Source organism: Caulobacter sp. SRI_014 (assembly GCF_057586315.1).
In genome coordinates this window covers 23,250-40,992 of the sequence record NZ_JBYCZQ010000006.1, presented here as the reverse complement: position 1 = coordinate 40,992, position 17,743 = coordinate 23,250, and the positions used below count along the sequence as shown (strand labels likewise).

Genomic DNA, 17,743 nt, shown 5'->3' with positions numbered 1-17,743 from the left:
GGGCCGGCGTCTTCGTGAGTTAAGGAACCGCAGGCCTTACTTCGGTTTGCGGAACTTGAGAACGAACTGGTCGGACTGGCCGCGGATCGAGGCGTCGAAGACGCTGGCGGTGCGCGGGTCTTTGGGGTTGCGCAGGATGTCGCTCTGGCTTTCCAGCACGAAGCCGGCGGCGAGAACTTCCTTCTTCACCGTCTCGATGTCGATGCGGTGCAGGCTGTCAGTGTCCCGCGTGCCCGAACCGTCGGCCGCATAGTGGTCGACGACGACCAGCAGGCCACCAGGTTTCAGCGAGTCGAACAGCGCCTTGTCGACCAGACCTGCCAGCGGCTCGGGCGCCATCTTCAGGTGCATGTCGTGGTAGTTCTGGGCCGTGAAGATGACGTCCAGCTTTTCCGGGAAGGCGATGGCGCCCAGGGACGGCCGCAGCGGGACGACGTTGGCGTAGTCGGCGACGACCGCGTCCTGATCCGTTCCGTACTTTGCCTGGAAGCTGATGAACTCGGCCGGCTGCAGAGCGTAGACCTTGCCGGTCGGGCCGACCGCGGCGGAGAAGATGCGGGTGAAGTAGCCGCCGCCCATGATGAAGTCGCCGACCTTGTCGCCCGGCTTCACTTCAGCAATGGCCAGCAGTTCGGCCGGCTTGCGGGCGGCGTCACGGGCCTTCTGCTCGGCCGGACGCTTGGCGTCGTTCAGGGCGGCGCTGTAGTCGGCGGCGACCACGGTTCCGGTGATGGCCAGGGTCAGAGCCCCGGCCATGGCGGCGATCAGTCTGATGTTCAACGGCATGCCCTCCCAGGCTTCCGGAAGCGGTAGACGAACTGGTCGGTCTCGCCCCGGATGGATTTGTCGAAGACGCTCACATTCAGCCTGTCCTTCGGGTCGCGCAGGAACTGACCCTGCCCGTCGAGGACGAAGCCGGCCGCCTCGATTTCCCGCCGCACAATGGCCGGGTCGATGCGGTGGAAACTGTTCACGGCCTCGAGGCCGCTGCCCGGACGGGCCGAGTGGTCGATGACGATGTAGAGACCACCCGGCTTCAAGGCCCGACAGATCTGGGCATTGACCGCCTTCACATCAACCGGGCCCATGAAGTCGGCGTGCATGTCGTGGTAGTTCTGGGCCGTAAAGACGACGTCCAGCTTCTCCGGCGTGCTGAACAGCGGAAGGGTGCTGAGCAGGACGCGGACGTTCGAATAGGCCGGGTCCCTGGCCACGGCGTTCACCGCCGGCTCGCGCTTGGCCAGCTTGGACAGCTCGTCGGGCACATAGGCATAGACCCGCCCCTTGGGGCCGACCGCCTTTGAGAAGATGCGGGTGAAGTAGCCGCCGCCGGGGATCAGATCGGCGACCTTCATGCCCGGCTTGATGCCGGCGAAGAGCACTGTCTCGCCCGGCTTGCGGTTGGCGTCGCGGGCCATGTCGGCGGCGGGACGGTTGGGGTCGCTGAGGGCGGCGTCCAGCCAGGCCGGCAGCGCAGCGCCCGCTTCCACCGGCGGGGGCGGAGGCGGCGGCGTGGTGGCGCAGGCAGTCAAGGTCAGGGCGGCGGCCAGGGCCAGCCAACTCACGCGGGGCGTCATTCGTCTCTCCTGGACGTCTTGTCTCGTTCGGTCCCCCGACCTGCGAAACTCTCTAGGCGAGAATGTGGCTCACGTCAGGGGGGACCACTCCTGATCGGCCGGGAGAGGCGCGAAAATCTCGTCCAGCAGGTCGTCGCCGACCGCCTCGACGGTCTCCGGGTTCCAGCGCGGGGTATTGTCCTTGTCGACGATGACGGCGCGGACGCCCTCGATGAAGTCCGGGCGTTGAACGACGCGGGCCCCGATGCGGTACTCCATGACCATGTTGTCGGCGAAGTCGTCGAACATGGCCCCGTGAGCCAGCTGGCGGAAGGCGACCTTCAGGGTCTGCGGCGACTTGGTCCCCAGCGTGACCAGGGTCCCGCGCGCCCATTCGCCGGTGTCCTGCTCCAGGTCCTCGAGGATGGCCTCGACGGTCGGGCGGCCGAAGAACCTGTCGATGTCGGCCAGGTGCGGCTCGATCGGGGCCGGACCGGCGTCGCGGACGAAATGGGCCAAGGCTCCGGGAATGGAATCGGGATGCTCGGCCAGGGCGGCCTTGAAGCCCTCGACGTGCTCGGAGGGCATGTAGTGGGTGGCGATGCCCAGCCGCACGCAATCGGCCCCCTTGATCCGCGCCCCGGTCAGGGCCAGCCACAGGCCCGACTTGCCCGGCAGACGCGGCAGGAACCAGCCCCCGCCGACATCGGGGAACAGGCCGATGCCGGTCTCGGGCATGGCGAAAGTGGTCCGCTCGGTGGCGATGCGCACGGCGGCCGGCATGGAGAGGCCGACGCCGCCGCCCATGGTCACCCCGTCCATCACCGCGATGACGGGCTTGGGATAGACGAACAGCAGATGGTTCAGTCGGTACTCGGTGTGGAAGAATTCGCGGGCAGCCTTGCCATCCCCTGCCCCGCTCTCGGCCAGCATGCGGATGTCGCCGCCGGCGCAGAAGCCGCGCTCACCACTGTGGTCGATGAGCACGCACTGCACGGCGTCATCGTCGCGCCAGGCCAGCAGGGCCTCGGTGATCAGCCGGCACATGTTGGTCGTCAGCGCGTGGAGCGCTTTCGGCCGATTGAGGGTGACGCGGCCGACGCCACCTTCGACGCGGGTGAGGACTTCGGGTTCTTCGGTCACTGTCTGAACATCTCCCGGCCGATGATGACCCGCATGATCTCGTTGGTGCCCTCGAGGATCTGGTGGACGCGCAGGTCGCGGACGATGCGCTCCATCGGATAGTCGGCCAGATAGCCGTACCCGCCGTGCAGCTGCAGAGCGTTGTTGGCCACCTCGAAGCAGCTGTCGGTGGCGAACCGCTTGGCCATGGCGCAGAGCTTGGTGGCGTGGGGGTCGCGCTTGTCGAGGGCGCTGGCGGCGTTGCGGACCATCAGCTGCGAGGCCTGAAGCTCGGTCGCCATGTCGGCGATCTTGAACTGCAGGGCCTGGAAGTCCTTCAGGGGGCGGCCGAACTGGTTGCGCTGTTCCATGTAGGCCTTGGCCGTATCGAGGGCGAAGGCGGCGCCGCCGAGCGAGCAGCTGGCGATGTTCAGCCGGCCGCCGTCCAGGCCCATCATGGCGAATCGGAAGCCCTCGCCCTCGCCGCCGATGCGGTTCTCGACCGGCACGCGGACGTTGTCGAAATTGACCTGGGCCGTGGGCTGCGACTTCCAGCCCATCTTCTTTTCGTTGGCCCCGAAGGAGAGGCCTTCCCAGCCCTTCTCGACCACGAAGGCCGAGACGCCCTTGGGGCCGTCACCGCCGCTGCGGGCCATGACGACGTAGACGTCCGAGACGCCGGCCCCGGAGATGAAGGCCTTGGAGCCGTTGAGGACGTAATGGTCGCCGTCCAGCCGCGCGCTGGTGCGCATGGCGGCGGCGTCGGAGCCGCTGCCCGGCTCGGTCAGGCAGTAGCTGGCGATCAGCTCCATGGTGGTCAGGCGCGGCAGGTATTTGTGGCGCAGCTCGTCGCCGGCGAACCGGTCGATCATCCAGGACGCCATGTTGTGGATGGTCAGATAGGCGGCGGTCGGCACGCAGCCGTAGCTGAGGGCCTCAAAGATCAGCGAGGCGTCGAGGCGCGACAGGCCCGAGCCGCCGACGTCTTCCTGCACATAGACTCCGGCGAAGCCGAGGGCCGCCGCCTGGCGCAGGACATCGACCGGGAAGTGGCTTTCCTCGTCCCATTTGGCGGCGTTCGGGGCGAGTTCATCCCTTGCGAAGGCCTGGGCCATCTCCTGGATCGCGCGCTGATCGTCGGTGAGGGAGAAATCCATGCTGCAAAAGTCCTGATCTTGGGCGAACCATTGCCGGTAGGCCGTGGGCTTGCTGACCTGACGCCGAGAGGCCAAGCTGTCAATCGTCACCTGACGGGAGATCCGCATGACCGTAACGGACGCCGAGGCCCGCCGGTTCGACACTGACCGGGTGATGGGCCTCATCGGCTATGGCCTGTTGTTCAGCGGCATCTTCTTCGCCGGGGTGCCCGCCATCGTGGCTGTGATCATGGCCTATACCCAGCGCGGATCGGCCAGCCCGGCGTTGCGCGACCATTACCGTTTCCAGATCCAGATCTTCTGGATCGGCATGTTGCTGGGCCTGATTGCCGGAATCTGCGGCCTTTGGGCCGTGATCGACGTGTTCGCCAATACCGGCGGGCGGCAGATGCACGACGTGGTCGAGGTCTCGGACCTGGACTTCAGCGCCAAGGTCGTCGGGCTGTTCATCGCCTGCGGAGTCGGGCTGGCCCTGATGACCCTGTGGTCCCTGGCCGCGCCGGCGGTGGGTTTCCTGCGCCTGGTGACCGCGCCTCGGCCCGTCGCGGCGGCATGAACAGGCTGCGGGTCGGCATACTTGCCTAAGCCCCGGCATTGCGCGACACCGCCTCCATGACCGTTCCGCCCCTCGCCGCCTATCCCGCCACCCGCCTGCGACGCCTGCGCCAGGCCGACTGGTCGCGCCGCATGGTGCGCGAGACCAGCCTGCAGCCCGCCGACCTGATCTGGTCGATGGTGGTGCACGAGGGCGAGGGCCGCATTCCCGTCGCCAGCATGCCCGGCGTCGAGCGCCTGAGCGTCACGGAAGCCGCCAAGGCCGCCGTCGAGGCGCGTGAGCTGGGCATCCCCTGCATCGCCATCTTCCCCCACATCGACGGGGCCCGGAAGGACGCCGAGGGCAGCCTGGCGGCCGAGGAAACCGGCGTCATCTGCCGGGCCATCAAGGCCATGAAGGCCGCCGCCCCCGAGGTCGGCATCATGTGCGACGTGGCGCTGGACCCCTTCACCACCCACGGCCACGACGGAGTCCTCAAGGATGGCAGGATCGTCAACGACGCCACCATCGAGCGGCTGGTCGAGCAGGCCCTGGTCCAGGCCCGGGCCGGCTGTGACATCCTCGCCCCCTCCGACATGATGGACGGCCGGGTCGGCGCTATTCGTGCAGCCCTCGAAGCCGAAGGCCTCCAGGACGTGATGATCATGTCCTACGCGGCCAAGTATGCGTCCGCCTTCTACGGCCCCTACCGCGACGCCATCGGCTCGGGGAAGCTGGGCAGCGGCGACGTCGCCAACCCCGGCGACAAGAAGACCTACCAGATGGACCCGGCCAACTCCGACGAGGCCATCCGCGAGGTCGCCCTCGATATCGCCGAGGGGGCCGACATGGTCATGGTCAAGCCGGGCATGCCCTACCTCGACATCGCGAGGCGGCTGGTCGACGAATTCGCCATGCCGACCTTCGCCTTCCAGGTCAGCGGCGAGTACGCGATGATCATGGCCGCCGCCCGGAACGGCTGGATCGACGAGGAGCGGGCGATCCTGGAAAGCCTGGGCGCCTTCAAGCGCGCCGGCTGCGCCGGGATCATCACCTATTTCGCGCCGCGCGCGGCCCGAATGTTGCGCGGCTAGTCCTTCTTGCCGAAGGGCCAGCGCAGCCAGCCCTTCTTCTCAGTCTTCGGCTCGGCGACCGGCGGCGGCGCGGGCGGCTGCGCCTCGGGGCAGGCCTGGACCGCGAAGCCGCCCAGATCCAGGCAGCGGCCGTCGATGTCTGCCGGGGTCGGCAGGCCGACCAGATGGGCCAGGGTCGGGGCGATGTCGGTGGTCTCGATGGAGAAGAAGCGCTCCTGCCCTTCCGCGCCCGGCCACCAGAACAGGATCGGCACGCGGCGGTCATAGTCCCAGGCGCTGCCGTGGGTGCTCATCGCGCCGCCGGGCTTATGGGGACGCAAGGGGGCGATGCCCGAGCGCAGGATCAGGGACACGTCCGTCGAGCGGCCCTCGACGGCGCTCAACGAGGCGCGTTCGCGCAGGGAGTATTCCTCGGGCGGCGTGCCCGGCCGGGGCGGCGGGGTGCGGAGGAGTTCTTCCGTGGTGAAGGCGTCCGCGACGTCGGGCTCCTTGCGCAGGAAGGCGACGGCGGCCGCCGCTACCCGGCCACGGAGCGGCTGGGGCAGGCGAACCTTGTCCTTGCCCACCAGGAACAGCCCCCAGCCGTCAAACTCGGCCGGGTCGATGGCCAGCTTGAACTGGGCCTTCAGGTGATCGTTGAGCCGCCGCAGGATCGCCGGGTCGGCGCGGCGGGCCTCGGGGAAGCCGCGCTCGGCCGAGCGCTCGGGGAAGTCGGAGCCGCCGTGGTCGGCAGTCAGCACCACCACCGCGCCGCCGGGAACCTTGGCGGCGGCGGCCAGCAGCCGGCCGATGTTGGCGTCGAGGCGGAAGATCTGCTCGCAGGTCTCGGGCCCTTGAGTGCCATAGCCGTGGCCGATGCGGTCGGTGGCCGACAGGCTGACGGCCAGGACGTCGGTGGCGGTCCCCGTCCCCAGCTTCTGTTCGGACAGGATGCGCAGGGCGCCATCGACGGTCACATCATCGAGCAGCGGCGAGTTGTCGAAGGCGAACTTGGCCGGCAGCTGGGCGCGGAAGTCGTAGTCGCCGACCTTGTAGTCGCGCTCCAGGGTGCGGCAGTAGGGGTTCTGGTAGTCCCAGGTCGGCGCCTTGGCCACGAACCGGGCCTTCAGCTCGGCGTTGATGCCCTTCACCGCCGCCAGCTTCGCCTCGCCGTCCTGACCGGGCTCGACATAGGTGGTGAAGCCGAAGCCCTCGCGATACCAGAAGACACCGTCGGCCTTGTGTCCGGCCATGCTGATGGCCCCGCGGTCCTTGCCGGCGATGGCGAACACCTTGCCGGGGTTCGGGCTGTCCTTCAGCCAGTCGCCAAGCGTGGTGGCGCGCAGGTTGTCCGGCCCGACCGGCAGGCCGCTGGCCCCGCCGGCGATGGTGTTGGCCGGGGCCGACAGGCAGTAGACGTTGCGGCCGCTCGTCGGGTCCAGCCAGTCGTTGGCCGGGATGCCGGTCTTGTTGGGGTGTTTGCCGGTCAGGATGGTCGAGTGGCCGGGGCAGGTCTCGGTGTTGGCGTGGCTCTGCCAGCCGTTGGCGTAGACCAGGCCCTCGTTGGTCAGGGTGCGCAGGCCGGCGGTGTAGCGGCTGCGATACTGGTTGAAGAGGTTGGTGCTGAACTGATCGACGCTGATCACCACCACCAGCTTCGGCGCGGGTTTCGGGTCCGCTGCATGCGCGGCGCCGGCGGCGAGGAGCGTGAGGCCGGCAAGGGCGCCGGACCAGCGACGAAAGGTCATGGAACAACCTGAACAACGGAGCGGAGCGTCCTCATAGGGCGCCCCGGCGACTTTTTCACGACGCAAGCGCCGCGCTGATCGGAAGCTTGCGGATCGGCTTGCCGGTCAGCTTGGCCAGGGCATTGACCAGGGCCGGCGTGGCCGGCGGCAGGCCGGGCTCGCCGATGCCGCCGAGCACCGGCTCGTCGTTCTCGATGAAGATGGTCTCGATGACCTTGGGGGCCTCGTTCATCCGCATGATGCGGTAGCCGTCGAAGTTGCGGTTGGTGCAGGCGCCGCCCGACACCTCGATGCCCTCGAACAGGGCCGTCGACAGGCCCTGGACGATGCCGCCCTCCATCTGGTTGCGGGCGCCGTCGGGGGTGACCACGCGGGCGCAGTCGATGACGCAGGTCACCTTGTGCACCGTGACCTCCGAGCCGTTCAGGCTGGCCTCGACGACGTGGGCGCAGAGGCTCGCGAAGCTGTAGACGAAGGCAAATCCCCGCGCCCGGCCCGCAGGGACCGGTTTGCCCCAGTCGCCGGCCTTGGCGGCGGCGTCGATGACCTTGAGAGCTCTGGGATTGTCGGCCAGCAGTTCGCGGCGCAGCTGGACCGGGTCCTTGCCGGCGGCCAGGGCCACCTCGTCGAGGAAGCTCTCGACGAAATAGCCGTTCTGGGTGGCGCCGACCGAGCGCCAGGGCGCCATCGGGATGACCTGGTCGACCCGCACCCAGTCGATCTTGTAGACCGGGAATTTGTAGAGGATCTCCGGCAGGATCTGGATCGAGGAGCCGTCGATCTGGCCCTTGGGCAGACCGCCGGGGGCGAAGCTGTCGCGCATCGAGGGGCCGGCGGTGCGGATGTGGAAGGCGGTCAGCTTGCCGTCCTTGTCCAGCGCCGCCTTCATGCGGGCGACCTGGGCCGGGCGATACCAGCCCTGGCCGATCTCGTCCTCGCGCTTCCAGAAGACCTTGACCGGCTTCTTCACCGCCAGGGCCACGGCGACCGCCGCCGGCACCCCGTCGTCGCCCAGCCGCCGGCCAAAGCCGCCGCCGAGCATCAGGGTGTGCAGCTTGACCTTCTCGACCGGCAGGTTGGCGGCCTTGGCGGCCGTGCCCCGGTTGCGGTCCTGCGTCTGGAACGGTCCCCACAGCTCCAGCCCACCGTCGGCCGTCGGGGCGATCGTCACCGAGAAGGGCTCCATCGGCGTGTGGGCCAGGTAGGGAACTTCGTAGTCGGCCTCGACCATCCTGGCCGCCCCGGCGAAGGGGCCGGAGACGTCGTCGTTGCGCGCCCCGATGGCCTCGGCGTCCTTGTCCAGCCCCATCAGCATGGCCGCCGAGATGGCGTCGGAGCTGAGGCCGTCCCACGGGGTCGAGGCCCAGGAGACCTCCAGCGCCTGGGCGCCCTTCATGGCCGCCCACTGGCTCTTGGCGACCACCGCCGCGCCGCCATCGAAGGTCACGACCCGCTCGACGCCCTTCACGGCCAGGGCCGGGGCGTCATTGAGCTTGGCGACCTTGCCGGTCCAGACGGGCGACAGCACGGCGCAGGCGTAAACCATGCCCGGCAGGGTGAAATCGGCCGAGAAGATCGGCTCGCCCCGCACCTTGGCGGGGATGTCGACGCGCGGCGTGAACTTGCCGACGATGGTGTAGATCTTGGGGTCCTTGGGAACGCCTTCGACCGCCGGGGCGGCGGCGGCCAGCTTGGCGGCCTCGCCCAGTGGCATGACCGACTTTCCGGCCCGCAGCAGCTTGCCGTCGACAATCGTGACCTCGGCGGCCGGGACATTGGCCTTGGTCGCGGCGGCGTTGATCAGGCTCTGGCGAGCCGAGGCCCCGACCTTGCGCAGCGCGTCCCACCAGGCGCGCACGCCCTGGCTGCCGCCCGAGCCCATGGCTCCTCCGCGCCGGAACGGGTCCGACGGCTCCGGCGTATCGACCGTGACCCAGGCCAGCGGCACGCCGATCTCGTCGGCGATGATGGCGGCGTGGGCGGTGTGAGTCCCCTGCCCCATCTCGGTGGTCGGCGAATGCAGGTGCACCCGGCCGTCGGCGCTGATGGCCAGATAGGCGGTCCAGGCGGCGGCGGCGGCGTTCTGGGCGCCGGCCGGCGGGGTGACCGTGAAGCTGAGGGTGAAGGCGCCGGCGGTGGCGAGGAAGGCGCGGCGATTGACGGGAGCGTTCATGACTGTGTTTCCCCTCACGCGGCCTGGCCGCTGGCCGCCTTGATGGCGGCGCGGATGCGCAGATAGGTCCCGCAGCGGCAGAGGTTTCCGGCCATGCCGGCGTCGATGGCGGCGTCGTCGGGCTTGGGGTTCTCGGCCAGCAGGCCCTTGGCGCTCATGATCTGGCCCGGCTGGCAGAAGCCGCACTGCGGCACCTGGATGTCGATCCAGGCCTTCTGGACCGGATCGTCCTTGGCCAGGCCCTCGATGGTCGTGACCTCCGCCCCGGCGATGTCGCCGACGGGCAGGCTGCACGATCGCACCGGCTGGCCCGAGACCAGCACCGTGCAGGCGCCGCACTGGGCGATGCCGCAGCCGTACTTGGCGCCCTTGAGGTCAAGCTCGTCGCGCAGGACCCACAGCAGAGGCGTATCCGCCTCCGAGGCCACGGTCACGGGTTTGCCGTTCACGGTCAGTTTGGTCATGCGGGGGTCCCTCGAAACCCCGCCATGCTAGGGCCTCGCCGCCCCCGCCGACAAGCGTTACTGCGCCCCCTGCAGCCGCCGCTCGAGCGGCTCGAGGCTCAGCGGCCGTCCGAGAAAGGCCTTGATGTTGTCCTCCGCCGGCCGAGCACCGCCTGGCGCCAGCACCTCGGCTCGGTAGCGCGCCGCCGTCGCCCTGTCCCGCAGGCCGTTCGTCTTGAACTGGCTGAACAGGTCCAGCGCGATCGCCTTGGACCAGGGGTAGGTATAGTAGATGGCCGAATAGCCATCGAGGTGGCCGAAGTTGGCGTAGGGATGGGTGTCCGGCGTGTAGGCGTAGTTGCCGTACTTCTCGTAATTCGCTTTCCACACCTCGGTCAGGTCCAGCCCTTCGGGCGAACGGTTGTAGTAGTTCAGCGAGATGGCGGCGTAGGTCGCCTGCGAGCGCCATTGGGCGGGTTCGCCGAAGCCTCGGCCGGCGACCATCTTGGCCACCAGGCTCTGGGGGATGGGTTCTCCCTTGTCGTTGAACGCGAAGGTCCGAAGCGTATCGTAGTCCCAGACCCACTCTTCGAGCATCTGCGAAGGGGCTTCGACAAAGTCCCACTCGACCTGTCCGAAGTTCTGCAGCGCCAGCTGCTGCCGTCCGGCGAACATCCAGTGCAACAGATGCCCGAACTCGTGAAAAAAGGTCTCCACGTCGGCGTGGTCCATCGGCCCCTCGGCCGGGAAGTTGCAGATCAGGGCGCTGATCGGGATCACCCGTCCGGCCTGACCAATGCGGACCGGGAAGGCGGCGGCGTGGCCGAACTTGCCGTCGCGTGGATGCATGTCGAGGTAGAAACGGCCGATGACCTTGCCGCCGTCGACCATCTCGTATGCCCCGACGCTCTCGTGCCAGACCGGCGTCTTCCACGGCCGGATCTCGACGCCGTAGAGGTCCTGGACGACCCTGAACAGGCCATCGCGGGTGCGGCCATAGCTGAAGTAGGTTCGCACCACGGCGCTGTCGACGTCGTACTTTTGCAGGCGCACCAGCCGCGTCAGGTAGCCCGAATCCCAGCGCTTCACTTCGGTGGCGGCCGGGTCGATGGTCTTCAGTTGCGCCAGAAGATCACCCTTCTCCCGCACTGCGGCCGGCTTGGCGGCCTGGTCCAGCCGGTCGATGAAGGCCTGCGCCTTCTCGGGCGAGCCGATCATCTTGTCCTCAATGACCATGGCCGCGTAGTTCGAATAGCCGAGCGTGCGGGCCAGATCGTAGCGCTTGACCAGAAGGTCCTTCAGAACCGTCTCGTTCTGCGGCCAGGCCCGGTTGTCGAACTCCCGCAGCATCCTGCGGCGGGTTTCGGAACTGCTGGCGAACTCCAGCACCGGGAATACGTCCGGGTAGTCGGTGGTGACCGTGATCAGACCGTCCGGTCCCGGCTTATGGGTGTCCAGCCAGTCCTTCGGCAGGCCGGCCAGTTCCTCGGGTCGGAACTTCACCGAACCCTGGATTTCCCGCAGGTTGCGGTTGAACACCAGGCTGGTGGCGGTGATCTCCTTCTGCAGCGTCTCGACCCTGGCGCGCGTCGCCCCATCCTTGTCGACCCCGCCTCGCCGGAACTTGGTCAGCTGCTTCTTCAGGGCGAAGGCGACGGCCGGGTCGACCTTGGTCATGTCGATGGCGTTGAGCCGATCATAGATCGGGCGCGACAGGTCGATGGCCGTGCCGGCGTCCGACAGCTTCTGGGTGCAAGCCTCGGCGGCAGCCCGAATTGGCTTGGCCGGATGGGTCTCCGACAGCAGCCCCATCTCGAAACTGGCGGTCTGCAACAACTGGAAAAGGGCGTCGAAGGGCAGGAAGGCCGTCTCGACGGTCGGCTTGCGCTTGTCGGTTTCCAGCCGCTTCTGCAGGCCGCCCGCCCGGGTCAGGAACAGCTGGCAGCGGGCATCGACCTCCGATGCGGCGGCGGGCGCGACCGGCAAGGGCGTCAGCAGCGCATCCACCTCCACCGCCTCAGGAACCAACTTCGCGGGCGCGAAGCCCGTCGCCAGAACCGCCGCCGCCAGGCCCGCCAGTATTGTGCGCATCACCGCTCTCCCAAGGAACGGCGTTACCCTAATCGGGTTCAGGCTGCCTTGGCCAGACGGGCGAGCACGCCCAGAACCTTTTCAGCCGCGTCCAGCCGCGCCGCGGGCGTATCCCACTCGCCCTGCACGACGATCTTCTGGTCCGGCCGCAGCCGCCACACGGCGCCGTTCTTGGCGATATGCCCGACCAGCGCGCCGGGGTTCTCGAAGAAGTCGTTCCTGAACTGGATCACCGCCCCCTTCGGCCCGACGTCGATCTTGGCGACGTTGGCCTCGCGGCACAGGCCCTTGATCGCCACAACCTTCAGCAGGCTGTCGGTCTCCGGCGGCAGCGGCCCGAACCGGTCGATCAGTTCGGCGGCCAGGGCCTCGCGGTCGGCGGACTTCTCGGCCTCCGACAGGCGGCGGTACAGCGACAGGCGGACGTTGAGGTCCGGCACATACTCTTCCGGAATCAGCACGGCGGCGCCGGTGTTGATGGCCGGCGACCAGCCGCGGTCGGTCAGGGCCTCTTCCCCTGCCCGCTCCTTCAGGGCCGCCACGGCCTCCTCCAGCATCTGCTGGTACAGCTCGACCCCGACCTCGCGGATATGCCCGCTCTGTTCGTCGCCCAGCAGGTTGCCGCCGCCCCGGATGTCGAGGTCGTGGCTGGCGAGCTGGAAGCCCGCCCCCAGGCTGTCGAGGCTCTGCAGCACCTGCAGCCGCTTCTCGGCCGACAGGGTCAGCTGCCGCTCCACGGGCGTGGTCATGTAGGCGTAGGCGCGGGCCTTCGACCGGCCCACCCGTCCGCGCAGCTGGTAGAGCTGGCTCAGGCCGAACATGTCGGCCCGGTGGATGATCATCGTATTGGCCGACGGGATATCCAGCCCGCTCTCGACGATCGTGGTCGACAGCAGGACGTCGTACTGCCCGTCGTAGAAGGCGGTCATCACCTCCTCGAGCTGGGTCGGCGCCATCTGGCCGTGACCGACCACGAACTTCACCTCGGGCACCGAGACGCGCAGGAACTTTTCGAGGTCCGGCAGATCCTTGATGCGTGGGGTGACGAAATAGCTCTGGCCGCCGCGGTACTTCTCGCGCAGCAGCGCCTCGCGCAGACTGACCTCGTCCCACGGCATGACGTAGGTCCGCACGGCCAGCCGGTCGACCGGCGGGGTGGCGATGATCGACATCTCGCGGATGCCACTAAGCGCCATCTGCAGGGTGCGCGGGATCGGCGTCGCGGTCAGGGTCAGCATGTGCACGTCGGCGCGAAGCTCCTTCAGCTTCTCCTTGTGCTTGACCCCGAAGTGCTGCTCCTCGTCGACGATGACCAGGCCGAGGTCCTTGAAGCTGACCAGCTTGGACAGCACCGCATGGGTGCCGACGACGATCTCGAACTCGCCATTGGCCAGCCCCTCGCGGGTCTCGGCGGCTTCGGCGGCCGGCGCCAGGCGCGACAGCCGCCGCACCTTGATCGGCCAGCCCTGGAACCGCTCGACGAAGGTCTTGTAGTGCTGACGCGCCAGCAGCGTCGTCGGACAGACCACCGCCACCTGCTTGCCGCTCATCGCCACCACGAAGGCCGCCCTCAGGGCGACCTCGGTCTTGCCGAACCCGACGTCCCCGCAGATCAGCCGGTCCATCGGCTTGCCGGAGCCCAGGTCGGTCAACACATCGGCGATGGCGCTCAGCTGGTCGTCCGTCTCCTCATAGGGGAAGCGGGCGCAGAACTCGTCGAACAGGCCGGACGGCGGATCGGTCTCCTCGACCGACTTGGTGGCGCGGGCGGCGGCGATGGCGATCAGCCCCTCGGCCATGACCCGCAGCCGCTCCTTGGCCTTCGACTTGCGCGACTGCCAGGCGGCCCCGCCCAGCTTGTCGAGCTGCACCCCGTCGCCCTCGGCGCCGTAGCGGGTCAGGAGGTCGATGTTCTCGACGGGCAGGTACAGCTTGGCCTCACCGCCGTACTGCAGCTCCAGGCAATCGTGCGGGGCCTGCTGCACCTCCAGGGTCTTGAGGCCCTCGTACCGCCCGATCCCATGGTCGATATGCACGACCAGGTCGCCGGGCGTCAGGGCGCTGGCCTCGGCCAGGAAGTTGGCGGCGCGCCGCTTCTTGCGCGGCCGGGCCAGCCGGTCGCCGAGGATGTCGGTTTCCGAGATGACCGCCAGATTGTCCGTCTCGAAGCCGTGCTCCAGCGGCAGCACCACCCGCTGCGGGGTCTTGGGATCGTTGGCCCTGGCCGCCTGCCAGTATCTGGCGACCGGCAGTTTCTTCATGCCGTGGTCGGCCAGCATGGTCCCGAGGCGTTCGGAACTGCCCTCCGACCAGCTGGCGAACAGCACCCGCTTGCCGGCTTCAGACAGCGCCTTGGCGTGCTCGGCCGTCGCCTCGAACAGGTTGACGCTGTCCTGCTGGCGTTCGGCGGCGAAGGTCCGCCCCTGCCGCGCGCCCATATCGACCACCGCCGCGCCCTCGCGCTGGAACGGCGTGAACCAGCGGGTGGCCTTCAGGCTCATCAGCCCGTCGAATTCCTTGCCGGTCAGGTAGAGGGCGTCCGGTTTCAGCGGCCGGTAGCTGTCCTTGCGCTGGGCGTCGGCGCGCGCCTCGTAGGCATCGTTGATGACCGAGAGCCGCTCTTCGCGGGCCTCCAGGGCCTGGTGATCGAAGGCGATCAGGGCCTCGTCCGGCAGGTAGTCGAACAGGGTCTCCAGCCGCGGATAGAACAGCGGCAGCCAATGCTCCATCCCGGCCCGGCGGCCGCCCTCGCTGACCGCTTCATAGAGCGCGTCCTGCCCCGGGGCGCCGAACTCGCCGACATAGCCCTTGCGGAAGCGGGCGACGGCATCCTTGTCGAGCAGAGCCTCGCTGACCGGCAGCAGGCGGATATCGTGCAGCTGTTTGGTCGACCTCTGGGTCTCGGGATCGAAGGCGCGGATCGATTCCAGGGTGTCGCCGAACAGGTCCAGCCGCACCGGCTCATCGCCGCCCGGCGGGAAGACATCGATCACCCCGCCCCGGATGGCGAACTCGCCCCGTTCGGAAACGGTGGAGGCCCGGTGATAGCCATTGACCGCGAAATAGCGTTCGAGGTCCTCGATCTTCACGGTCGCGCCGGGACGGGTCGCATAGCTGGCTTCGGCGACGGAGGCGCGCGGCGGCGCCCGCTGCATGGCCCCGGCCATCGCGGCGACCAGCAGCAGCGGCTTTTTCGCGTCCACCCCGGCCACCAGCCGCGACAGGGTGGCCATCCGCTGGGCGGCGACGGCGGGGGCCGGTCCGACGCGGTCATAGGGCAGGCAGTCCCAGCTGGGGAACTGCACGACCTCGATCTCGGGGGCGAAGAAGGCCATCGCCCCGATGAAGGCCTCGGCGCGGGCCCCGTCGCGAGCCACGAACAGGGCCGGGCCGCCGCGCGCACGCAGGATGTCGGCCATGACCAGGGCGTCGTAGCCTTCCGGCGCCGAGGTCAGGTCCAGCCGGCCTTCAGCCTTGGCGAGCGTCTTCAGATCGCCGTCACGCGCCACGGATGATGCCTTGCGAAGGATCGAAGGCCTGCAGCTTCTTCATGAGGGGGGTATCGTGCTCGGCCGCCGGAGGTTCCCGCCCGATGATCCAGCCGTAGACGTCCTGGTCGTCGGCGAGGAGCAGCGCCTCGAAGGCAGCCATCTCGGCTTCGTCCAGATTCTGGCCGTGCTGATCCGCGAACGGCCCCAGAATGAGGTCCATTTCCCGGAAACCACGCCGCCAGGCGCGCATCCGCAGGCGTTTCAGTCGAGCGTCATCCATGCAGAGGCGCGGGATATAGGGCGCGCCGCAGGCGGGGGCCAGCCCCCAATGCAGCGGCGCATGCTATCGTTGTCGCCGGTTCGAGATCAGGCGGAGGGCGGGATGAGAATCCTGGGCATCGGTTTGGCGACCCTGGTCCTGGCGGCCTGTGGTCCGGATACCAAGAATCGCCATGTGGCGGTCGCCGACGATCAGAGGTTGATCATCGTCTCCGACCGGGACCAGATCGGCGAAGGTCGTCATATCGCCCTGGTGCATTCGCGCGTCGCCGGCGCCGGCGCGGCGGCCCGTGTCAGCCGCATCGAGTTCGAATGCCACGGCGGCCGGCTTCGAAGCCTGGCGACCGGCGCGACCGTCGGCTCGCTGGTCGCCGCTCGCGGCCAATGGACAAGGCCAGGCCCGGACAGTCCGGAGGCGGCGGCCTTTCGCGTTATCTGCAAACCCCGGATCGCACGGCGCACGATCACCAAACGGTCGGTCGAGGACATCACCGCCGCCTGGCGCCCGACAGGCCACGACTAGAAGCCGCTTCCAAGGCCCCGGCGACACACGGTATCCACGGGGCGAATGAAGGCGCCCGCCAAACGCACCGGCTCGAAGAAGACCCTCAACCTCGCCAACCTCGAGCGGCTGGGGGCCGAGCGGCTGGCCGCCCTGATGATGGAGATCACCGAGGGCCAGGCGGCGATCAAGCGGCGGCTGCGGCTGGAGCTGGCGGGCGAAGCCGGGCCGGACGACCTGGCCAGCGAACTCGACAAGCGCCTGGCCTCGATCGCCGAGAAGCGGACGCGGATCACCTGGCGGCGCTATGCCGAGTTCACCCGCGAACTGCGCCAGCTGCGGGCGGCCATCGCGGGGCCGATGGCGGAGCTCAATCCGTTCGTAGCCCTCGAACTGCTCTGGCGGCTGCTGGCCCTGGCCGACCCGGTGATGGACCGCATCGATGACAGCAAGGGCGAGGTGGCCGCCGTCTTCACCGCCGCCGTCGAGGACCTCGGTCCCCTGGCCGTCGCCGCCAAGGCCCGGCCGGCGGGCCTCGCCGACCGGGTGTTCGAGATGCTCACCGCCGATACCGAGGGGCTGATGAGCGGCATCGTCGCCGCCGTGCTGCCGGCCCTGGACGACGCAGCCATGTGGTCGCTGCGCGCCAAACTGACCGACGCCATCAACCGCCGCGCCCGCACCAGCCTGACCCTGCGCCGCGCCGTGCAGCAGATCGCCGACGCCCAGGGCGACGTCGAGGGCTTCATCGCCACCTGGACGCCCAAGGAATTGCAGGAACCGCTGGTCGGCGCCCACATCGCCTCGCGCCTGTTGGCCGCCGGTCGGACGGCCGAAGCCTTCAAGGCCCTGGAACGCTCGCGCCCGACCGCCGGGCCGCGCACACGCAGCACCGCCGACTGGGAACGCGGCTGGCTGGCCGCCCTGGAGGCCGACGGCCGCGACGCCGAGGCCCAGGAAATCCGCTGGGCCGGCTTTGAGGCGCGGCTCGACGCCGACCTCCTCCGCGCCCACCTCAAACGTCTGGGCGATTTTGATGACGTCGAAGCCGAGGACAAGGCCATGGCCTACGCCCGCGCCTTCCCCAACGCCGCTATGGCCCTGCGCTTCTTCGTCGAATGGCCCAACGCGGGCGAGGCCGCGCGCCTGGTTCTGACCCGCACCGACGACCTCAAGGGCGACGCCGTCGATCTCCTCGAACCGGCCGCCCGCCTGCTGGAGGCCCGCCACCCGCTGGCGGCGGCGCTGGTCCTGCGCGCCATGATCGAGGACACCGCGCGTTGGCGGAGGCACGAACGCTACGGCTCGGCCCAGCGCTGGCTGCTGGAGGCCGCCTCCCTGCAACCCCAGATCACCGACCACCAGGGCTTCGGCACGCATCAGGAATTCTTGAGGAAAATCGAGCCCTTGCGTCGCTTCTGAACAATATGTCTAGACATATTCAGCAACGAAGAACGGCCATCCGACCGACCACTCGGGGCGCCGGCCGCCCGCGTTGACAGCCCGTTGACATGCGGTGTCAACCTTCCCCGCTCCGGCGCCTACGCGATGTCAACGCCGGCGCCTACATTCC

General features: G+C 68.7%; 14 protein-coding genes. 4 read left to right on the top strand and 10 right to left on the bottom strand.

Features of this window, described 5'->3' with window-relative positions; all coding sequences use genetic code 11:
* Positions 1-36 precede the first annotated feature (36 nt).
* The 4 genes from AC2YG9_RS14275 to AC2YG9_RS14260 all read right to left on the bottom strand — a co-directional run bounded on the left by AC2YG9_RS14275 (position 37) and on the right by AC2YG9_RS14260 (position 3,835).
* The gene (locus AC2YG9_RS14275; RefSeq protein ID WP_487298641.1) at positions 37-786 is read right to left on the bottom strand and encodes a class I SAM-dependent methyltransferase; all 750 of its coding nucleotides are present in this window, start codon (positions 784-786) and stop codon (positions 37-39) included.
* Positions 777-1,577, bottom strand: coding sequence for a class I SAM-dependent methyltransferase (locus tag AC2YG9_RS14270; RefSeq protein ID WP_487298640.1), 801 nt, complete (start codon positions 1,575-1,577; stop codon positions 777-779). The genes AC2YG9_RS14275 and AC2YG9_RS14270 overlap by 10 nt, the downstream gene beginning before the upstream one ends.
* Before the next feature lie 69 nt (positions 1,578-1,646).
* Entirely contained in the window at positions 1,647-2,699 is a 1,053-nt protein-coding gene (locus AC2YG9_RS14265) for an enoyl-CoA hydratase/isomerase family protein (protein WP_487298639.1), read from the bottom strand.
* Complete coding sequence (locus tag AC2YG9_RS14260) at positions 2,696-3,835, bottom strand: isobutyryl-CoA dehydrogenase (protein WP_487298638.1); 1,140 nt, start codon at positions 3,833-3,835, stop codon at positions 2,696-2,698. The genes AC2YG9_RS14265 and AC2YG9_RS14260 overlap by 4 nt, the downstream gene beginning before the upstream one ends.
* Before the next feature lie 106 nt (positions 3,836-3,941).
* On the opposite strand from AC2YG9_RS14260, the gene AC2YG9_RS14255 reads away from it, so the two are divergent.
* Positions 3,942-4,391, top strand: a complete 450-nt coding sequence (locus AC2YG9_RS14255) for a hypothetical protein (protein ID WP_487298637.1) — start codon at positions 3,942-3,944, stop codon at positions 4,389-4,391.
* Between the two features lie 56 nt (positions 4,392-4,447).
* Entirely contained in the window at positions 4,448-5,464 is a 1,017-nt protein-coding gene (hemB, locus tag AC2YG9_RS14250) for a porphobilinogen synthase (RefSeq protein WP_487298636.1), read from the top strand.
* On the opposite strand, the gene AC2YG9_RS14245 is transcribed toward hemB, so the two are convergent.
* The 6 genes from AC2YG9_RS14245 to AC2YG9_RS14220 are packed head-to-tail and all read right to left on the bottom strand — an operon-like array spanning position 5,461 to position 15,669.
* Positions 5,461-7,191 (bottom strand): alkaline phosphatase family protein, encoded by a 1,731-nt coding sequence (locus AC2YG9_RS14245; protein ID WP_487298635.1) that lies wholly within the window; start codon positions 7,189-7,191, stop codon positions 5,461-5,463. The two genes, hemB and AC2YG9_RS14245, sit on opposite strands and share 4 nt — an antisense overlap.
* A gap of 55 nt (positions 7,192-7,246) precedes the next feature.
* Positions 7,247-9,364: a xanthine dehydrogenase family protein molybdopterin-binding subunit gene (locus AC2YG9_RS14240; protein WP_487298634.1), complete on the bottom strand. Its 2,118-nt coding sequence runs from the start codon at positions 9,362-9,364 to the stop codon at positions 7,247-7,249.
* Between the two features lie 14 nt (positions 9,365-9,378).
* A complete protein-coding gene (locus tag AC2YG9_RS14235; RefSeq protein WP_487298633.1) occupies positions 9,379-9,828 on the bottom strand; it encodes a (2Fe-2S)-binding protein in 450 nt (149 codons plus the stop codon).
* 57 nt (positions 9,829-9,885) lie between these two features.
* Positions 9,886-11,898: a M3 family metallopeptidase gene (locus tag AC2YG9_RS14230; RefSeq protein ID WP_487298632.1), complete on the bottom strand. Its 2,013-nt coding sequence runs from the start codon at positions 11,896-11,898 to the stop codon at positions 9,886-9,888.
* A gap of 38 nt (positions 11,899-11,936) precedes the next feature.
* The gene (gene mfd / locus AC2YG9_RS14225; protein WP_487298631.1) at positions 11,937-15,407 is read right to left on the bottom strand and encodes a transcription-repair coupling factor; all 3,471 of its coding nucleotides are present in this window, start codon (positions 15,405-15,407) and stop codon (positions 11,937-11,939) included.
* Entirely contained in the window at positions 15,397-15,669 is a 273-nt protein-coding gene (locus AC2YG9_RS14220) for an FAD assembly factor SdhE (RefSeq protein WP_487298630.1), read from the bottom strand. The genes mfd and AC2YG9_RS14220 overlap by 11 nt, the downstream gene beginning before the upstream one ends.
* A gap of 102 nt (positions 15,670-15,771) precedes the next feature.
* Between AC2YG9_RS14220 and AC2YG9_RS14215 the strand changes: the two genes are divergently transcribed.
* Positions 15,772-16,191: a hypothetical protein gene (locus tag AC2YG9_RS14215; protein WP_487298629.1), complete on the top strand. Its 420-nt coding sequence runs from the start codon at positions 15,772-15,774 to the stop codon at positions 16,189-16,191.
* Positions 16,192-16,236: 45 nt separating this feature from the next.
* Complete coding sequence (locus tag AC2YG9_RS14210; RefSeq protein ID WP_487298628.1) at positions 16,237-17,592, top strand: DUF6880 family protein; 1,356 nt, start codon at positions 16,237-16,239, stop codon at positions 17,590-17,592.
* The last annotated feature ends 151 nt before the right edge of the window (positions 17,593-17,743 follow it).